Annotated in this window: 11 protein-coding genes; all 11 read left to right on the forward strand. The window is 38.1% G+C overall.

Annotated elements, in window-relative coordinates:
• The first annotated feature begins 4 nt into the window (after positions 1-4).
• The 11 genes from MRY82_07885 to MRY82_07935 all read left to right on the forward strand — a co-directional run bounded on the left by MRY82_07885 (position 5) and on the right by MRY82_07935 (position 16,402).
• Positions 5-1,174, forward strand: a complete 1,170-nt coding sequence (locus tag MRY82_07885; protein ID MCI5072841.1) for a restriction endonuclease subunit S — start codon at positions 5-7, stop codon at positions 1,172-1,174.
• The gene (locus MRY82_07890; protein MCI5072842.1) at positions 1,171-4,236 is read left to right on the forward strand and encodes an HsdR family type I site-specific deoxyribonuclease; all 3,066 of its coding nucleotides are present in this window, start codon (positions 1,171-1,173) and stop codon (positions 4,234-4,236) included. Before MRY82_07885 ends, MRY82_07890 begins: the two co-directional genes overlap by 4 nt.
• A 78-nt stretch (positions 4,237-4,314) precedes the next feature.
• The gene (locus tag MRY82_07895; protein ID MCI5072843.1) at positions 4,315-5,526 is read left to right on the forward strand and encodes a DUF2130 domain-containing protein; all 1,212 of its coding nucleotides are present in this window, start codon (positions 4,315-4,317) and stop codon (positions 5,524-5,526) included.
• 8 nt (positions 5,527-5,534) lie between these two features.
• A complete protein-coding gene (locus tag MRY82_07900; GenBank protein ID MCI5072844.1) occupies positions 5,535-6,479 on the forward strand; it encodes a phosphotransferase in 945 nt (314 codons plus the stop codon).
• Between the two features lie 144 nt (positions 6,480-6,623).
• Positions 6,624-7,763 (forward strand): Fic family protein, encoded by a 1,140-nt coding sequence (locus MRY82_07905; protein MCI5072845.1) that lies wholly within the window; start codon positions 6,624-6,626, stop codon positions 7,761-7,763.
• Between the two features lie 438 nt (positions 7,764-8,201).
• Positions 8,202-12,635: a DEAD/DEAH box helicase family protein gene (locus tag MRY82_07910; protein MCI5072846.1), complete on the forward strand. Its 4,434-nt coding sequence runs from the start codon at positions 8,202-8,204 to the stop codon at positions 12,633-12,635.
• A 421-nt stretch (positions 12,636-13,056) separates the two neighbouring features.
• Complete coding sequence (locus MRY82_07915) at positions 13,057-13,299, forward strand: zinc ribbon domain-containing protein (protein MCI5072847.1); 243 nt, start codon at positions 13,057-13,059, stop codon at positions 13,297-13,299.
• 25 nt (positions 13,300-13,324) lie between these two features.
• Entirely contained in the window at positions 13,325-13,804 is a 480-nt protein-coding gene (locus MRY82_07920; protein MCI5072848.1) for a nucleoside deaminase, read from the forward strand.
• A gap of 371 nt (positions 13,805-14,175) precedes the next feature.
• Positions 14,176-15,270, forward strand: coding sequence for a pilus assembly protein PilM (locus MRY82_07925; protein ID MCI5072849.1), 1,095 nt, complete (start codon positions 14,176-14,178; stop codon positions 15,268-15,270).
• Entirely contained in the window at positions 15,267-15,845 is a 579-nt protein-coding gene (locus tag MRY82_07930; GenBank protein ID MCI5072850.1) for a PilN domain-containing protein, read from the forward strand. Before MRY82_07925 ends, MRY82_07930 begins: the two co-directional genes overlap by 4 nt.
• Complete coding sequence (locus MRY82_07935; GenBank protein ID MCI5072851.1) at positions 15,842-16,402, forward strand: type 4a pilus biogenesis protein PilO; 561 nt, start codon at positions 15,842-15,844, stop codon at positions 16,400-16,402. The genes MRY82_07930 and MRY82_07935 overlap by 4 nt, the downstream gene beginning before the upstream one ends.
• The last annotated feature ends 17 nt before the right edge of the window (positions 16,403-16,419 follow it).

Raw genomic sequence — 16,419 nt, forward strand, 5'->3', positions numbered from 1 at the left:
ACCGATGCAGTTAACAGAGAAACAAAAAACAGAAGGCTGGCGCATCGTTAAATTTGGTGATGTGGCAAAAGAATGCAAAGAAAAAGTAGATAGAGATAACAATCCCTTTGAAAAATATGTTGCTGGTGGAGATATGGATTCAGAAAATCTGAGAATTAGCCGTTGGGGTGTGTTCGGAGATGATTATGTCGGTCCTGCTTTTCATCGAGTATTCAGAAAGGGGCAAATCCTTTATGGCTCCCGTCGTACGTATTTAAAAAAAGTAGCTGTTGCGGATTTTGATGGAATCACGGCAAATACCACATTTGTTATAGAGCCGAGGAAAGATAGTTTCTTAGTGCCTGGTTTGTTGCCACATATCATGCTTTCTGATTGTTTTACAAAACACTCGGTTGCGAATTCAAAAGGCTCCACGAATCCATATATAGTTTGGTCTGATATTGCTAAATATGAATTCCCACTGCCACCCCGCCCACGGCAGGAGGAGATGCTAGAGGTTTTTGAGAAAATTGAAGACAACCTTTTTCAGTATGAGCAATCATTGTCCCAAGCAGACCGAACGCTTTCTGTCTTGCGATACGAAAAAATGATGAAGCATGATGAAGGCGATGAATTGCAAAGCATTTCAAGTGTTGCTGAGATCAATCCCAAGTGCCAACCAAACAAGGGCAGCCCAATTACGTTTTGTGATATGGCAGCACTAGATACCGATAGTAAAAGTATTTCTGGAGAACTGATTAAAAAGGAAAAGCCTTCCGGAACAAGGTTTATGAATGGTGATGTATTATTTGCACGCATAACACCATGCACAGAAAACGGTAAGCTCGCTCTCGTGGATTTCCTTAAAGATGGTGAAACTGGTTATGGCTCTACAGAGTTCATTGTGCTGCGTGGGAATAAAGTAGAACCTCTTTATCTTTACCATTTATGTCGGACGAGAAAGCTCCGACACTACGCAATTGATAGAATGATTGGGACTTCTGGCCGTAAAAGGGTGCCGAAGGAGGTCTTTGACGAAATCAAGGTTCCATTACCGTCTAAAGATGAACAGCAGAAGATACTTAACGTATTAGAGTCAATCGAAGGACAAAAAGAAAATATAAAGACATCTGTCAAATCTTTGATTGGTGTAAGAAATAAATACTTAAAAAATATTCTTGAGGAGGCAGCATGAGCGGATTTAACGAAGCCAATACCATCGAAGAAGCCATCCGCGACCGCCTTGCTGCGTTACCGGGTGATCACTGGACATTCATCCACGGGGCCGAACTGCCGCGTGAGGCACAAGATGTGCTGATTGAAAGCTGGCTGAAAGATGCGCTATGCCGTCTGAATCCTGATATTGCCAAAGACCCTGAAAAAGCCGATGAGGTTATTTACAAGCTACGTGGTGTATTGCTGGAGGCCAGCCATAGCGGCCTTGTACGCGCTAATGAGCTGTTTACCGAATGGTTGCGCGGTGAAAAATCCATGCCGCTGGGCAAAGATGGTGAGCATATCACCATCAATTTGATTGATTATCACGACCATTCCAAAAACCAGTATGTGGTTTCACAACAAGTGCCATCCATGGGCGCAAAAAATGCCTTCTTTGATTTGGTGCTGTATGTGAACGGTATACCGTTGGTGGTTGGGGAAGTCAAAACACCTGTCCGCATGGCGATCAGCTGGCAAGACGGTGCCTCTGATTTTATGGGCGGTGATAAGCATTACTGGCATAACCAGAGCAGTTTCTTTGTGCCGAATCTTTTATGCTTCGCCACGGAAGGAAAGACCTTTGCCTATGGCGCAGTGAATGCCGGGTTCAAACACTGGATGCCTTGGCACAAAACCACAGATGGCGATGAAATAGCACAGAATATGAACACGGTCCTGACCAGTGCTGAACGCTTGTTGGAGCCGCAAACATTGTTGGAATTGTTGCAATCCTTTGCGCTGTATTCAGCCACCAAGCTACCCAACACCAATGTCATTAAACGCATCAAGCTGCTGCCGCGTTATCCGCAATATGAAGCGGCCAAACAAATCGTGGATCGTGTAAAAAGCGGCGAAATCCGCAAAGGGTTAATCTGGCACTTCCAAGGCTCCGGTAAATCCTTGCTGATGCTCTATGCCGCGAAGATGCTGAAAGCTGATCCTGATTTGAAAAACCCAACCGTGGTGGTTGTGGTGGACCGTGTCGATCTGGACAGCCAAATCAACACCACCTTTGACAATGCGGATGTGAAAAACGTCACCCCGGTGAAATCCTGTAAGCAGCTCTCCAAGGAGCTGGAGCATGATAGCCGGAATATCCTTGTGACCACCGTCTTCAAATTTGATGACGTGGAAATTGATGAGAACAATAAGGACGGCCTGAACCCACGCGAAAATATTATTGTTCTGGTCGATGAAGCGCACCGCACACAAGAAGGTATGCTGGGCGAAAAAATGCGCTGGGCGTTGCCGAATGCGTATTTCTTTGGCCTGACAGGCACACCGATCTCCGGCATTGAGCGCAATACATTCCGTCTCTTTGGTGCCGACCAAGACCAAGGTCGGTATATGAATCGCTATTCATACAAACAGTCCATTCGTGATGAGGCCACACTTCCTGTAAAGTTTGAACCGCGTCTGGCAGAGCTGCGTGTTGATCAAGAGGCCATCGATAAAGAGTTTGATGCACTGGCCGAGGCCAATAACCTGACGGAAGAAGAAAAAACACAGCTCTCACAAAAGGCTGGAAAGCTCGCGCATTTGCTTAAGGCTCCCAAACGCATGGAAGCCATCGCCAATGATATTCAAGAACACTTCACCAGCCATGTTGAGCCTAAAGGGCTGAAAGCCATGGTGGTGGTGTATGACCGCGAAGCCTGTGTTTTGATGTATGACCTGCTGACCAAGCGTTTTGGTGAAGGTACCTGCGAAGTGGTGATGAATCTCTCGCAAGGGGCGATTGATGATGAAAAGGACGAAAACGGCAATCCAAAGAAAAAGGCTGCCGATTGGGTGAAATGGGAAAAGCTGGGCCTGCCGCTAGACAAAGAAGCCTTTAGACGCTGGCAGTCTATTGATGCCAGCTCAACCAATCAGGAAAAAGTGCTCGATCAATATCGTGACTCCACTGATCCGCTGAAAATCCTGATTGTGACGGCTAAGCTCCTGACCGGATTTGATGCGCCGATTTGCTATTGCATGTATTTGGACAAGCCTCTGCACGACCACACATTGTTGCAAGCCATGTGCCGGACGAACCGCCTGTATGATGAAACCAAGCAACATGGTTTGATCATCGATTATCTGGGCGTGTTTGAAAATTTGGCAAAGGCGCTTGCCTATGATCCGAAAGAGATTGAAGGCGTTGTTGATCAGCTGGGCAAATATAAAGACGAAGTGCCTGTTGCGATTGAAAAATGCTTGGCCTTTTTTGACGGCGTTGATCGCACCGTTGGTGGATATGAGGGCTTAATCGCGGCGCAGGATTGCCTTGCCTCAAATGAGGTGCGTGACCAGTTTGCAGCACAATTCAATGTTCTGAAAAAATTGTGGGAAGCTCTAACTCCTGATCCATTCTTACAGCCATTCCAAAAGGATTATCGTTGGTTGGCGCAGGTGTATGATTCAGTGCGTCCTGTTGGTGGTTTAGGCTCATTGATTTGGCAGTCGCTTGGGCCAGAAACAATTCGCTTGATCCACCAGCACACAGATATTGACCAAATTCGCGGTGACCTTGATGAGCTGGTGATGGATGAGGATTCCATCTTCACTTTAACAGAGGCAGAGCAATCGAGACGCTCCAAAACACTGGAAATCAGTTTGATGGCTAAAGTTCGTAAGAAGTCAGGTGATCCCAGATATGTTGAGCTTGGCGAACGCCTTGAAAAACTCCGCGAAAAATATGAATCTGGGGTGTTAAGCTCTATCAACTGGCTCAAAGAACTTCTCGACGCTGCTCGTGAGGCTGTGCATTTAGACAATGGCTCTGGGCATGACGAAAAAATCGTCGAAGATAACAAAACGGCGCTGTCTGAATTATTTAAGGAAGTTCGCAACGATCAGACACCTGAAATTATCTCTCGTATTGTTGATGACATTGATAAAATTGTTAAAGCAACACGCTTCCCGGGATGGCAAAACACGACAGCAGGTGATCGTGAAATGAAGCAAGTGCTGAGAAAAACATTGCTCAAATATCAGCTGCACAAAGATGCGGAACTGTTTGAAAAAGCTTACGGCTATATTAGCGAACACTATTGATTTACAGTGTATACAGTGAAAAGGCACGAGGAATAATTTACAATTGAATTAATTAGTATTTTACTTAAGAGGTATATGATGAACGAAATCAAATGTCCACATTGTCAAAAAGCGTTTAAAGTAGATGAGTCTGGTTATTCTGAAATATTAAAGCAGGTTCGGAATAGCGAGTTTGAAAAAGATTTACATGACCGCTTAGAGTTGGCTGAAAAAGAAAAGCAGAGTGCTATTTTATTGGCCAAAGAAAAAACCAAAAATGAACTTAAAAATGACCTTGCTAAGCTTGAAAAAAAACTTACGGAATTAGAAGCAGAAAAAGACAAAGAAATTACCTCGCTTCAAGCCAAAATTAATGCGGCTGAAACTGAAAAGAAACTGGCTCTTTCTGAGGCAGTTAATAAACTGGAAAAAGAGCGTGATACACTAGCTAATCAACTAGAAAATAAAGAAACAGAAAAAAGGTTGCTTGAAACATCACTTAAAGAAAAACATGAAATTGAATTAAAAAGCAAAGATGAAGCAATTGAATATTATAAAGATATGAAAGCTAAGTTGAGTACTAAAATGCTAGGGGAAACACTTGAACAGCACTGCGAAATTGAGTTTAATAAGCTTAGATCTGCAGGTTTTCAAAATGCTTACTTTGAAAAAGATAATGATGCTTCTTCAGGTACTAAAGGTGATTATATTTATCGTGAAAAAGAAGAAGGTGGTATTGAAACCATTAGCATTATGTTTGAAATGAAAAATGAAGGCGATGAAACTGCTACAAAAAAGAAAAATGAGGATTTCTTAGCTAAACTCAACGATGATCGAAATAAAAAAGATTGTGAATATGCAATTTTAGTTTCATTGTTGGAATCGGAAAGTGAACTGTACAATGCTGGAATAGTAGATGTGTCGCATAGATTTCCTAAAATGTATGTAATTCGTCCACAGTTTTTTATTCCCATGATTACACTTCTGAGAAATGCAGCAAAAAATTCATTAAAATATAAATCTGAGCTTGCTTTAGTTAAATCTCAGAATATTGATGTGAGTAACTTTGAAAATGAGTTGAATGCTTTTAGGGACTCATTTGGTAAAAATTTTCGTCTAGCTTCAGATAAATTTAAAAAGGCAATAGAAAGTATAGATAAATCTATTGCGCAACTTCAGAAAACCAAAGATAACCTCTTAAGCTCCGAAAATAATTTAAGGTTAGCCAATAATAAAGCAGAGGATTTAACAGTTAAAAAGCTTACAAAAAATAACCCCACAATGAAGGCAAAATTTGATGAAACAAAATAAAGAGTAAAATGGGCGCTCTTGATAATAAAACATTAGGCTTTGCTAAAAAACGTTGGGGAATAACTGACGAATTACAGTTTGTTAGAAGAGTTGCAAATTATATTTATTATGCACCTGGTTCAAAAATTTACCTTAGGTTAACAGAGCCTTGGCATAGAAGCGTAGAGCAAGTTAATTCTGAGCTTGATTGGATGTTTTACTTAAAATCTAAAGGAATTGAGCTGGCTCAGCCTATCAAATCTAAAAACGGTCAATATTGTGAAGTTATAGAGAATAATCATGAGCCGTATATTGTTTCAGTATTTGAAGAAGCAAGAGGGAGAAAAATCTTAGAAAAAGAAGATTTTACAGAAATGGTCTTGTCAAACTGGGGTGAGCTTTTGGGTAAAATGCACAAAGTCACTAAAGACTATATGCCGTCAGGTATTAAAAAAAGATCTGAGTGGGATCAAGGAGAGTACCATAAGAATATCTTAACCTTAGCAAGCCCAGAACATGGCAAAATATATGATGAGTTTAAGAGGCTTGAACAGGACTTTTCTCAATTACCTAAAGATAAAGACAGTTATGGTTTAATTCATGCCGATCTTCATGCAGGCAATTTTCATATTGATAAAAATCATCAAATTATTCCCTTTGATTTTGATGACGCCATTTATTCTTGGTTTATGTATGACATCGTTGTTTTTTTATCGGCTTTAGAACGATTTGATCTTGATTGGACGTTTGTTAAAGGTTCTATCTTTGAAGGCTATTCAAAGCATAACCCAATAAGTGAATTTTGGATTAAGCAGGCACCGGATTTCTATCGTTATAGGTTAATATTGCTGCATTATTATTTCATGAGATGTTCAGCCGATCCAAAACGTGATCAAGCCTCAGTGGAGTTGATGCTACTGCAGGCTAAAGAATATCGGGATTTTTTTGATTTAGAAAAATCATGTCCTTTTTAGAGCTTTATATTTCAAATTGATTGGCGTTTTAAAATACTTTAAGCTTAATAGGTTTAGAGTATTTGATAGATAAGTTTTAAATTTATCAATCATAAAATAATAAATAATGATTGATATCTAGGCATTTTTATATATCATTGGAGTATGAGTACTCAATATGCGTGGCAGTTGAAAGACTGGAAGGCTTTCAAACATACACCCAAAAAATTTGCTGAATATGAAGCAGAGTTTTTACATATGGCAGGTATGGCGTATGGCTTACAAAAAGGCCTTTCAGAAGATGATATTGCTCAGTTTAGAGTTGTCCATATGGTTGAAGAAGCCTATCAAACTTCGGCTATTGAAGGCGAGACTCTTAATAGAGAGAGTTTGCAATCATCGATTAAGCGCTATTTTGAACTCAAATCTCCACAGTCTAAGAATCATCCTAAAGAAAACGGTATTGCCAAAATGATGGTGAATTTATTTCATCATTTTGGAGCTGATTTAGATCATCAAACACTTTGGGATTGGCATCAAATGTTAATGAATGGTCGTACAGATTTAGATGCCATTGGAATGTATCGATTTCATGAAGAGCCTATGCAAATTGTTTCTCAGAAACATAATCTGAGCACTGTTCATTATCAAGCACCACCTTCAGAACATATTAAAACTGAAATGGATGACTATATAAAGTGGTTCAATACAGCTGAACATACTCCACTGATAAAAGCTGGGATTGCGCATCTCTATTTTGAGATGATTCATCCATTTGAAGACGGCAATGGCAGGATAGGAAGAGCTTTAATTGAAAAGTCTTTGGCTATAGCACTAAAGAAGCCGAGCTTGATTGCGATTTCAAAAGAAATTGAAAAGCACAAAACAGATTATTATGCTGCCTTAGAGCAGGCCAATAAATCAAATCAGATTGACGGTTGGTTAGATTATTTTTGTAAGACTATTCTAGGCGCACAAAAAAATAGTATTGTGTCGATAGAACTTTTGATTCAAAAGTCACAGTTTTTCTCAAAACATGATGCTGAACTAAATGAGAGGCAAAAAAAACTTATGCTTAAACTATTTGCTTTAGAAAAAGATTTTGTTGGGGGGATTAGTGTCAAAAACTATATCCAGTTGGTTTTAACGTCAACGGCAACAGCAAATAGAGATTTAAATGATCTGATAAAAAAAGGTATTCTTTATAAAACAGGTGAACTTAAATCCACCAGGTATTGGTTTAGCTTGTACAAAAACATGAAGCTTGGGAAAGAAATGGGAAAGAAGAATCATGACAAGAGATGATTTGTGATGTAGTACGATGTAATCAAAGTATGATTAAGTTGTTGTTATTGTTGAATTTAGCAATGATTTTAATATCTTAAGAAACGCTAGATTGCTCCCAATCGCCCCGACCATCATAAAAAGCCAGAAAAAATAAAGTTATTAAAACTAAGTACATCGTTGGTTTAAAGCTATACTAATGATGAGTAAGCCGAAGGCGCAGCGAAGAGTTTAGTATAACTTATGGCAACACCGAAGGTGTTGGCCAAATCTAATCACCCCGACCATCTTTTTTCTTATTAGTAAAGTGTTAGTTTTTTATCCTTTTTTTAAAAGATCATTTTGTATATTGGATTTGAACTAAGCGCCAAAGGCGATGGTTCGCTTTAATTAATATTGGTTGAAATGCTATGTATTATTTGATAGATGCGCCAGCATTCATATGTAGAGGGGATTTTTATGAAGAGTTATTTGTACAGCGTTTGCTTGCGCTACTTGGTTGTTTGTTTTTTTACCTTGCAAAACTGTCTACAGTTCTTGCCAATTGTACATGCAAAAACAAATAGAGATACCAATCACTTTGAAAAAATTACAGAGCGTCAAGTTCAAGAAATACTATCGTACACAAGAGAAAAAATTTCTGTAAGATCTCAGGTTAATGAAAGCGGTGAGTTATTTGCAGAATATCGAGCAAGCGGCATAGATAAGAAGCTTTCTTCATCTGAGCAGTTTTTGGTTGGTTTTTATGGACTGTCTTTACTGAGTGAAAACATACAAAGCACTATAGATAATAGTGAGTTTGAGCTAGAGGAAGATTTTAGTAATGTCACAATTAGATTTGTAAGACAAGATGCACGTCTTTGTGGAAAACTAGAAAACAATGAATGTATTATTGAATTGGGTGGAAAAAACGGCATTTTTTTTCAACAGCCTAATCGAACAAAGTTTGGGTTGTTTAACTTATTACTTATTGAAAATGCTTATGCACAAAATAGCTCTAGTGATGAAGATACATTTACCAAAGGTTTTTTAGATGGCTTAGCTATTGATTGGGCAGATGATGCTTTAAATGCGGGTATCAGTGCTGCTGTGGGTACTGTTATTGGGTTATTCGGTGGTCTTGGTCCACTTGGTTGGGCAGCTTTAGGTGCCGTAGCTTTGTATACTGTAGGTTCTGACATGTTAACTATGGGAGAGCATTTATATTATGGTGAGTATTATAAAGCCGGAGAAGTATTAGGTGACCTTCTTAAAGACCTTGTTATATCTGTTGCCAGTGGTTTTGCTGGAGGAAAAGCAGGTAAGGCGCTAAAAGATCTATTGATAAAAGCTGCTGAAAAAAGTGATAAGTTTGCAATTGTTGCAAGAGCTGTTTTAGAAATCGTTGAAAGAGTAACAGCTTCTATTATTCGACCTGCACCGGAAAATAATACTTCTAGTAGAAATTCAGATAAGGGTGGTAATGATTCTGGTCCTGGCGGAAATGGTACTTCGCCGAGTAATAACTCACCTACCGCCAATAATTTACCCTCTAGCTCTTCGCCAGGTAATATAGGTAGACCGCAAACTAACAGCAGTTCACCTCAAAATCAGTATAGAAATGATTCCAATGTTTTGGAAAAACCAGCTGTTGAAGTTATGCAGCCAAAACCTGCTCCGAATCCTACAGCAAGAAATCCAGTTGCTGATGCAATGGGAGTAACTATTATCCCGAATCAACCCAGTGTTACAGCTCCAGCATTTTCTGGTGCAGCGAGACCTTGGATACCACCTACAATTGATGATGATCAAAATGATATTGAAACAGCACCAGTCTTTGTAAATAACTCACCTCAGCAAAGCTTCTTTAATTTAAGTTTTAATCCATTGAATATTAATATTTCTGAAAAAACAATGATGAGTAAACCTACTTATCCTACACTTCTCTATGCCAAGGATTATGGAGAAGACTATGTGATTCATCTTCCAAAAGGAGGAGCTTTAGAAGAGTGGGCAGCGTATCAAAAGTTTCAGCTGCAAGGTAAGCTTGGGATTAACGGCGTAGCTATTCCACGAGTAGAATTGTGGCAAAAGACATATTCTGGTGCAAGTCCTGATACACCGTATACCGATAGCGATCCTCCAAGGACGTATATTTTTGCGATTCAGCATTTGCCAGGAAGTAAGCCAGAAGATGTAGGTTTTATTGAAGAGTCTTTTTCAAACAATATTCCGAGTATGACGATTCAAACAGTGCAGGCGATGGATCGCATAAATGGCAGGCAAGTCCGAAGAAATTGGTTTAAAGATTTAAGAATTGATGGAAGCACCTATTATGCGATTAATAATGCTGATTTCTCGCCCGCGGTATCAAAAAGAGAAATGATACCTTTTGAGTTAGACTATAATCAAGCATTGGTAACGCTTGAAGAAAACCAATGGGATCCATCAATATTTTTAACCAACCATATACCAAGCATGAACTATGTTTTTGGTGTTCAGTCTGAGTCACAATGGAGCGCCTTAGAGCATGAGATGGATCCACTCAATGGAACATTTGAAGATGATTTTACAAAACTGCGTAAGGCTTTGTCCGGTGACATAGCATATGCAATGTGGCTTCGTCAGCAAGCAGAGCTTTGTCGTTTAGGAGAGAGTTCCTTTAGTGATGAACTGTGCGCAATACTTATACTAGTATCAAAGTTTAACTCGGCAGAGCAGTATGAAGATATTCCGTTACCTAAGCATTTAGAAGAATCTATCAATGAACAGATAAGAGTAATAACCGATAAGCAATTTAAAAAGAGTATTAAAGAGTTACTGATGCTGATGTACTTGGTTAGTGGAGGTAAAGAAGATTTGGTTGCTTTTGTTGAAGGAGACCCTGTTTTATCAGAAGTCGATGGCATTTACCTTATCATCGATCAAATAGTTGAAGAGTTAGAGGCACTAACTAAAGATTTTACTCAAATATTAAATAATTTGCGTTCATATACCGGCCATAAAGAGGGAGATAAACCTTCGTTGTATGAAGAGCAGCTTCCCATTTTTAGAGCTATATCGATGTATCTTTATGGAGGTGGTAAGTCTGGGTATATCAAAGCGCCAACAGGCATTGGGAAAACCGTTATTTTTTCAAAAATAGTTGAAGGGTTAGCTAAAGGTCTTGAAGAAAAAGTGATGATCGTTGTTCCTAATCAAAATTTGGTGAAACAAACGGCAGAAAAAATTATTAAGTTTACTGAGTTTACTGAAGATCAAATTGGCTTTTATTATACTCAAAAAAAGATACTTGGACGGCAGATTACTATTACAACATATCATTCACTTGTATCTGCAACGAATTCTGGGGTTTTTAATCCTGATGAGTATCCTATTATGATTCTTGATGAAGCTCATCGAGGAACAAGTAAAAAAAGAGCTAAGGTTATTGATAGCTATAAAGGAATAAAAATTGGATTCACAGCAACACCACATTTTTCAAAAGAAAAAACAGTGAAAAACGTATTGCCAGATGAAATTTATCATATGAGCGTATTGGAAGCTGTAGAGCAACTGGGTCTTTTGTCTAGTTTTAAAGTGGTGGTTCAATATTTTTCAGACGTTGACTTAGCTGAAGCAGACACTGGAACTGGAGACTATGAAGAAGCTGCTTTAGGAAAAATACTTCAAAGACATGGTGTGTCATTAGCGGCGCTTAATGCTTACAATAATTACATCGAACAAGGTGACGATAGAGCAATTATATACTGCAGCGGTATTGATCATTCCGAGAATGTTGCTCAGGTGTTTAGAGATGCGGGAATTGAGGCTCAAGCGGTTCATAGCAAATTAAGTAGAGCTAGAAGAGATGAAATTTTAAATGATTTTCACGAAGGTAAAATCAAAGTTTTAACCAACCCTGATGTTTTGGTTGAAGGTTTTGATGAAGAAAAGATAAAGCTTATCATCAATTTAAGAGCAACTTTATCAAGAGTAGTGGCTGAGCAAAGAGGTGGAAGAGGTATTAGGAAAGATCCAGATAATCCTAATAAAATAGCAATCATTATTGAGTTTGTTTATTACAATTCCAAAAGAGCTAGAAATGGCAAACCTTTACAAATTTTATACCCCGAAGTTGTGGGTATTTCAGAAGCATTTTCTAGCGTTCTAGATGAAGAAACCATTGATAGACTTAAGCGAAGAATTAATCAAAAAAGTGAAAGATTAAGGCAAAGTAATCAAAACAGTGACGAACCTCAATCTGAAGTCGTTATTATTGATGATGCTAGAGAAATTACAGTTCTTTCAAAAAGAATCGCTGCAGAAAGAACAGACTATCCTGAAGAGTTTGCCTTTGAAATAATTCGCGATGATATCGATGATTGGAACAGATACAGCCAAATGGGTATGCTTCGTCAGTACGTTACTGCCTATGCGAGTGAAGACGTTTGGGAAGAGGCAGTAAATGCTACTGGAGTAGTTATTATAAATGAAAGTACTTACTATGAAGTCTATAGAAACTTTGGAAAATATGTAGGATGGCACACGCCAGCTAAAATAAAGAAAAATCAAAAGTTTCTTGATTTAGCAAATTCAAACAAAGAGCGTTGGGAGATTTATACAAATTATAATCAGGATATGGAGTTTCAAAATGATGATAATACTCCTATGCAGGAGCCAGTTGTTGAACCTGAACCTGAACCTGAACCTGAACCTGAACCTGAACCTCAACCAACCGTTGAAGAGGATCAAGGTGGTGATGAAACTACGGAGAATCAAGAAAACTTTGGTGATTCACAACAAAATGATGGTTCAGGATCTAATCAAGATACAGGCGGTCAAAATAAAAATGATAACGAAAGAGATGAACCAAGCTCGAATGAAACAGGGAACTGGATTCAGAGGTGGTTTAGAAGAATATTTGGTGGATAGAAGTTGAACAGCTTTAATATTGTTTACATAGCTAGTATTATTTTTAACGTCTTTGAATAGAATTAAGATTTAAAAAAATTGTAATTCCGGGGACAGTCGACTGAATTAGAATTATTTAAATGGAGTAATTACGCTAGCTGTCCCCAGAATTAAAACCACGTTTTTGTTTTTGAGTGGGAAGCATTTCCCCTCTAAAGAAACAGAGGACTTGAACTACGCGCCAAAGGCGCTAGCTCACTTTAATATTTGGCATGCTAAAGTAGGCATGGAATCCTCCCAACATTCATAAAAATTCAGAAAAAAGAAAATAACTAAAATAGGTACGTCGTTGGTTTAAAGCTAAACTTAATGATGACCAGAACGCTTTTGGCAGTTTTATAGAAACCTTTATTTTACTGACTTCAAATGATAATAAAAAATTATGAAAGCAAAAAACTGTGCCTGTTGTTTTATGCCACTCAAGCAAGATTTAAAAGAGAATGGTTCAGATATTTATTGTAGCTATTGTTATATTGATGGTCAGCTTTTGGCTGAGGGTATGACTTTAAAAGAATTTAAAGAAAAAGCTTATCAAGGCATGCTTGAAAAAAATATGAACAAATATCAGGCAAAGTTTTTTTCCTGGATGATTGGTTTTGCACCTTATTGGAAAGCACGGAGTTAAATCTTTAAAGTAAGAAGGCGTTGATTTGAATCAGCCAACAGTTTTTTCAGAAGAACAAGATCTATTTTATATGCAAAGGGTTTATGCTTTGGCACAAAAAGCTTTTAAAAAAGACGAAGTGCCCATAGCGGCTGTTTTGCTTTTTAATGATCAAGTTTTTGAAAGTTTTAATCAAAGGCAGTCAAGTCAACGACCTAATGATCATGCAGAGTTTAATGTCATTGATCAAGCTTGCCGTCAGTTCAATACCTGGCGTCTGAATGATGCTATGCTTTATGTAAATGTTGAGCCGTGCTTGATGTGCAGTGGACTGATTTATCAAGCGAGAATCTCACGAGTTGTTTTTGCTGTTGAAAATCCTAAGGGTGGGGCATTAAGCTTTGCTCAAGAGCATAGAATAAGCTTGGGGCTCAATCACTCTGTGGATATTCACTGTGGCTTGTTGCAGGAAGAAAACAAAGAATTACTAAAGCAGTTTTTTAAAAATAAAAGAAAAAAACTCTAATATAAGTCACTGATTTTCTTGACATTCATAGACCATGAGCAGTACCATTTAAAGTAGTAGTTAAGCTCAAATAATAAAATTGGTACGACATCAATTTTTGCGCAAAAAGTTAAGTAAACCTAACGACGTTTTTTGTTTGCAAGGGGGCTTTGCATAAGAAACTGTAAGACCACAGGTCCAACAGTTTCTAAAAAGCGATTTTCCCTTTTGAGTATAGTGAAGAGAAGCGAGGTCTTAAGAGTAAGGTAAGCCTGCTAAAGACTAAAAAACCAATTTTATATTGGTTTTTGCGCAAAGGGATAGCAAACAAAAACGACGTTTTTTGTTTGCAAGGGAAAAGCGATTTTCCCTTCAAGAAACAGAGGAGAAGGTTGTTTTTTAAAAGATCAAATAAATTAGTGGGTATTGACTTGGGTGCAAGCTCAATCAAGTTAGTGGCTTTGGAGAAAGTTGCTGATAACGAATATCATTTAAAACACTTTAGAATGTTGCCCTTGCCCAAAGATACAATTCTTGAAGGATCAATTATGGATACCGCCATGGTTACCGATACCATCAGCAAACTGTATGAGTTAGAGAATATTAAAGAAAAAAATGTAGCCACATCCATTAGCGGTAACTCTGTGATTGTCAAAAAACTACTTTTACCTCAAATGAGTTCGGAAGAGTTAGAGCAATCCATACATTGGGATGCAGATCAATACATACCGTTTGATGTGAATGAAGTGAATCTTGATGTTAAAATTTTAAAAGACGCCGGAGAAGGCGCTGGGTTTGATGAAATGGAAATCTTGCTTGCTGCGGCAAAAAAAGAAGTGATTGCAGATTATGTTTCAGTATTTGAAGCTGCATCGCTTAAGCCTGTTGTTGTTGACTTGGATGTTTTAGCTGTTGGTAACATGTTTGAAGTCAATTATCCTGAATATGCTGAGCAGACAGTTTTGGTAGCCAATATAGGGTCGAGTGTGACCAATATCAACATTGTTGGTCAAGGAACGTCAAAATTTACTCGTGACGTACCTTTGGGTGGTATAAATTATACTTCAGATATTCAAAAACAGTTGCAGGTGAGTTTTGAAGAGGCCGAAGACTTAAAAATAGGGGGTAAAATTAATGTGGAAAGCCCCGATGCAATTGATGGTTTGTCTGAAAGCAATGAAGTTGGGAGTATTTTGCATGCTGTATCAGAATCCATTGCGGTAGAAATTCAACGTTCGATAGACTTTTTTTCATCCCAAGCTGTTGGTGAAGAAGTGTCGGCCATTTTTTTAACCGGAGGTGGTGCTAAGTCTCCAGGTTTGAAAGAATCCATACAGCAAAACACTGAACTACCAACAGAAATTATTGATCCATTTAAATCAATTTACATTGATAGTGCAAAGTTTGATGAAGAACAAATTAGAGAAGTTGGTCCAATTGCTGGAGTGGCTGTAGGTTTAGCCTTGAGGGAAGTGTTAGAGTCATGATTAGGATTAACCTCTTACCTACTAAAGCCAATATTAGAAAAGAAAATGCTTTGTTTCAGCTTGGTGCAGGCGCTTTTGCTTGTGTTTTTCTTATGATCGTATGTTTTGTTATCAATAAAAGCTACGACAGTAAGATTAAAAAACAGCAAGCGACCATTGCAGATTTAAAAACAAAAATCAGTAGGTTGGCCAGCATAAAAAAACAGGTGAATGACTTTAAAAAGAAAAAACAAGATTTGGAAAGTAAAATTAAAACAATAGAAGATTTGGATAATAGTCGTTCTGGCCCGGTGAAGCTTTTAGAAGAGTTTACATATGTTTTACCAGAAAAAGCTTGGTTAACGGAATATAAAGAAAACAATAAGCGTTTAGAAATATCGGGTGTTGCAGTGGATGGCCCAACAGTATCTCAATTTGTTGATCAATTGAATCAATCAAAGTTTTTTAAAAATATAAAGCTTGTTCAAGTAGAGCATGGTCAACAAAGTGAAGCAAGTTATAAGCGGTTCAATATTGTATGTAATGTAAATTACAACGTTGGCAGTGATGAGAATGATCAGGGAAGTCAGTCATGAACGATTTTCTGTCTCAATTTGAAAAGCAACCCAAAGCCTTAAAAATTGGCATACTGTGTTTTTTGCTACTGCTGATAGCTTTTGTCGAATATCAGTTTTTTATCTCTTCAAGAAATGAAGTTATGAATAAAAATGAAAAAGAAATTGCTAAGTTGCAAAAAGATTACAGTGAAAGTCAGGCAATCGCAGATAACTTAGAGAACTTTATTGCCCAAGTTGCTTTTTTAGATGAAGAGTTAAAAAGGGCTTTGCTGCTACTGCCTAATGAAGAAGATATTCAAGGCGTATTAAGGGCTGTTTCAAAAGAAGCCAATATCACTAATGTTCGTTTAATTAGTTTTAAGCCGCAAAGCAGGGCCAATAAAGGATTTTATTCTAGCTTAACCATGACTATAAAATTTGAAGGCAGCTTTCATGATATTGCAAAGTTTATTGATAGGGTCGGTAAACTGAAAAGAATTATCAATGTGTCTGATATTGTTTTTGAGCGGGTAGGTGGAAAAAGCCATACAGTCAGTGCCAAAGCTACAACGTACATGTTCGGAGGTAATGCATGAAATATAGGGTGAAATGC

The organism is bacterium (genome assembly GCA_022763185.1).
Taxonomy (GTDB): domain Bacteria; phylum Bdellovibrionota_G; class JALEGL01; order JALEGL01; family JALEGL01; genus JALEGL01.

Coding starts and splice junctions, on each gene's coding strand:
- MRY82_07900 (MCI5072844.1), top strand. CDS start 5,535: ATGGGCGCTCTTGATAATAAAACATTAGGCTTTGCTAAAAAACGTTGG.
- MRY82_07915 (MCI5072847.1), top strand. CDS start 13,057: ATGAAAGCAAAAAACTGTGCCTGTTGTTTTATGCCACTCAAGCAAGAT.
- MRY82_07930 (MCI5072850.1), top strand. CDS start 15,267: ATGATTAGGATTAACCTCTTACCTACTAAAGCCAATATTAGAAAAGAA.
- MRY82_07910 (MCI5072846.1), top strand. CDS start 8,202: ATGAAGAGTTATTTGTACAGCGTTTGCTTGCGCTACTTGGTTGTTTGT.
- MRY82_07935 (MCI5072851.1), top strand. CDS start 15,842: ATGAACGATTTTCTGTCTCAATTTGAAAAGCAACCCAAAGCCTTAAAA.
- MRY82_07890 (MCI5072842.1), top strand. CDS start 1,171: ATGAGCGGATTTAACGAAGCCAATACCATCGAAGAAGCCATCCGCGAC.
- MRY82_07905 (MCI5072845.1), top strand. CDS start 6,624: ATGAGTACTCAATATGCGTGGCAGTTGAAAGACTGGAAGGCTTTCAAA.
- MRY82_07885 (MCI5072841.1), top strand. CDS start 5: ATGCAGTTAACAGAGAAACAAAAAACAGAAGGCTGGCGCATCGTTAAA.
- MRY82_07895 (MCI5072843.1), top strand. CDS start 4,315: ATGAACGAAATCAAATGTCCACATTGTCAAAAAGCGTTTAAAGTAGAT.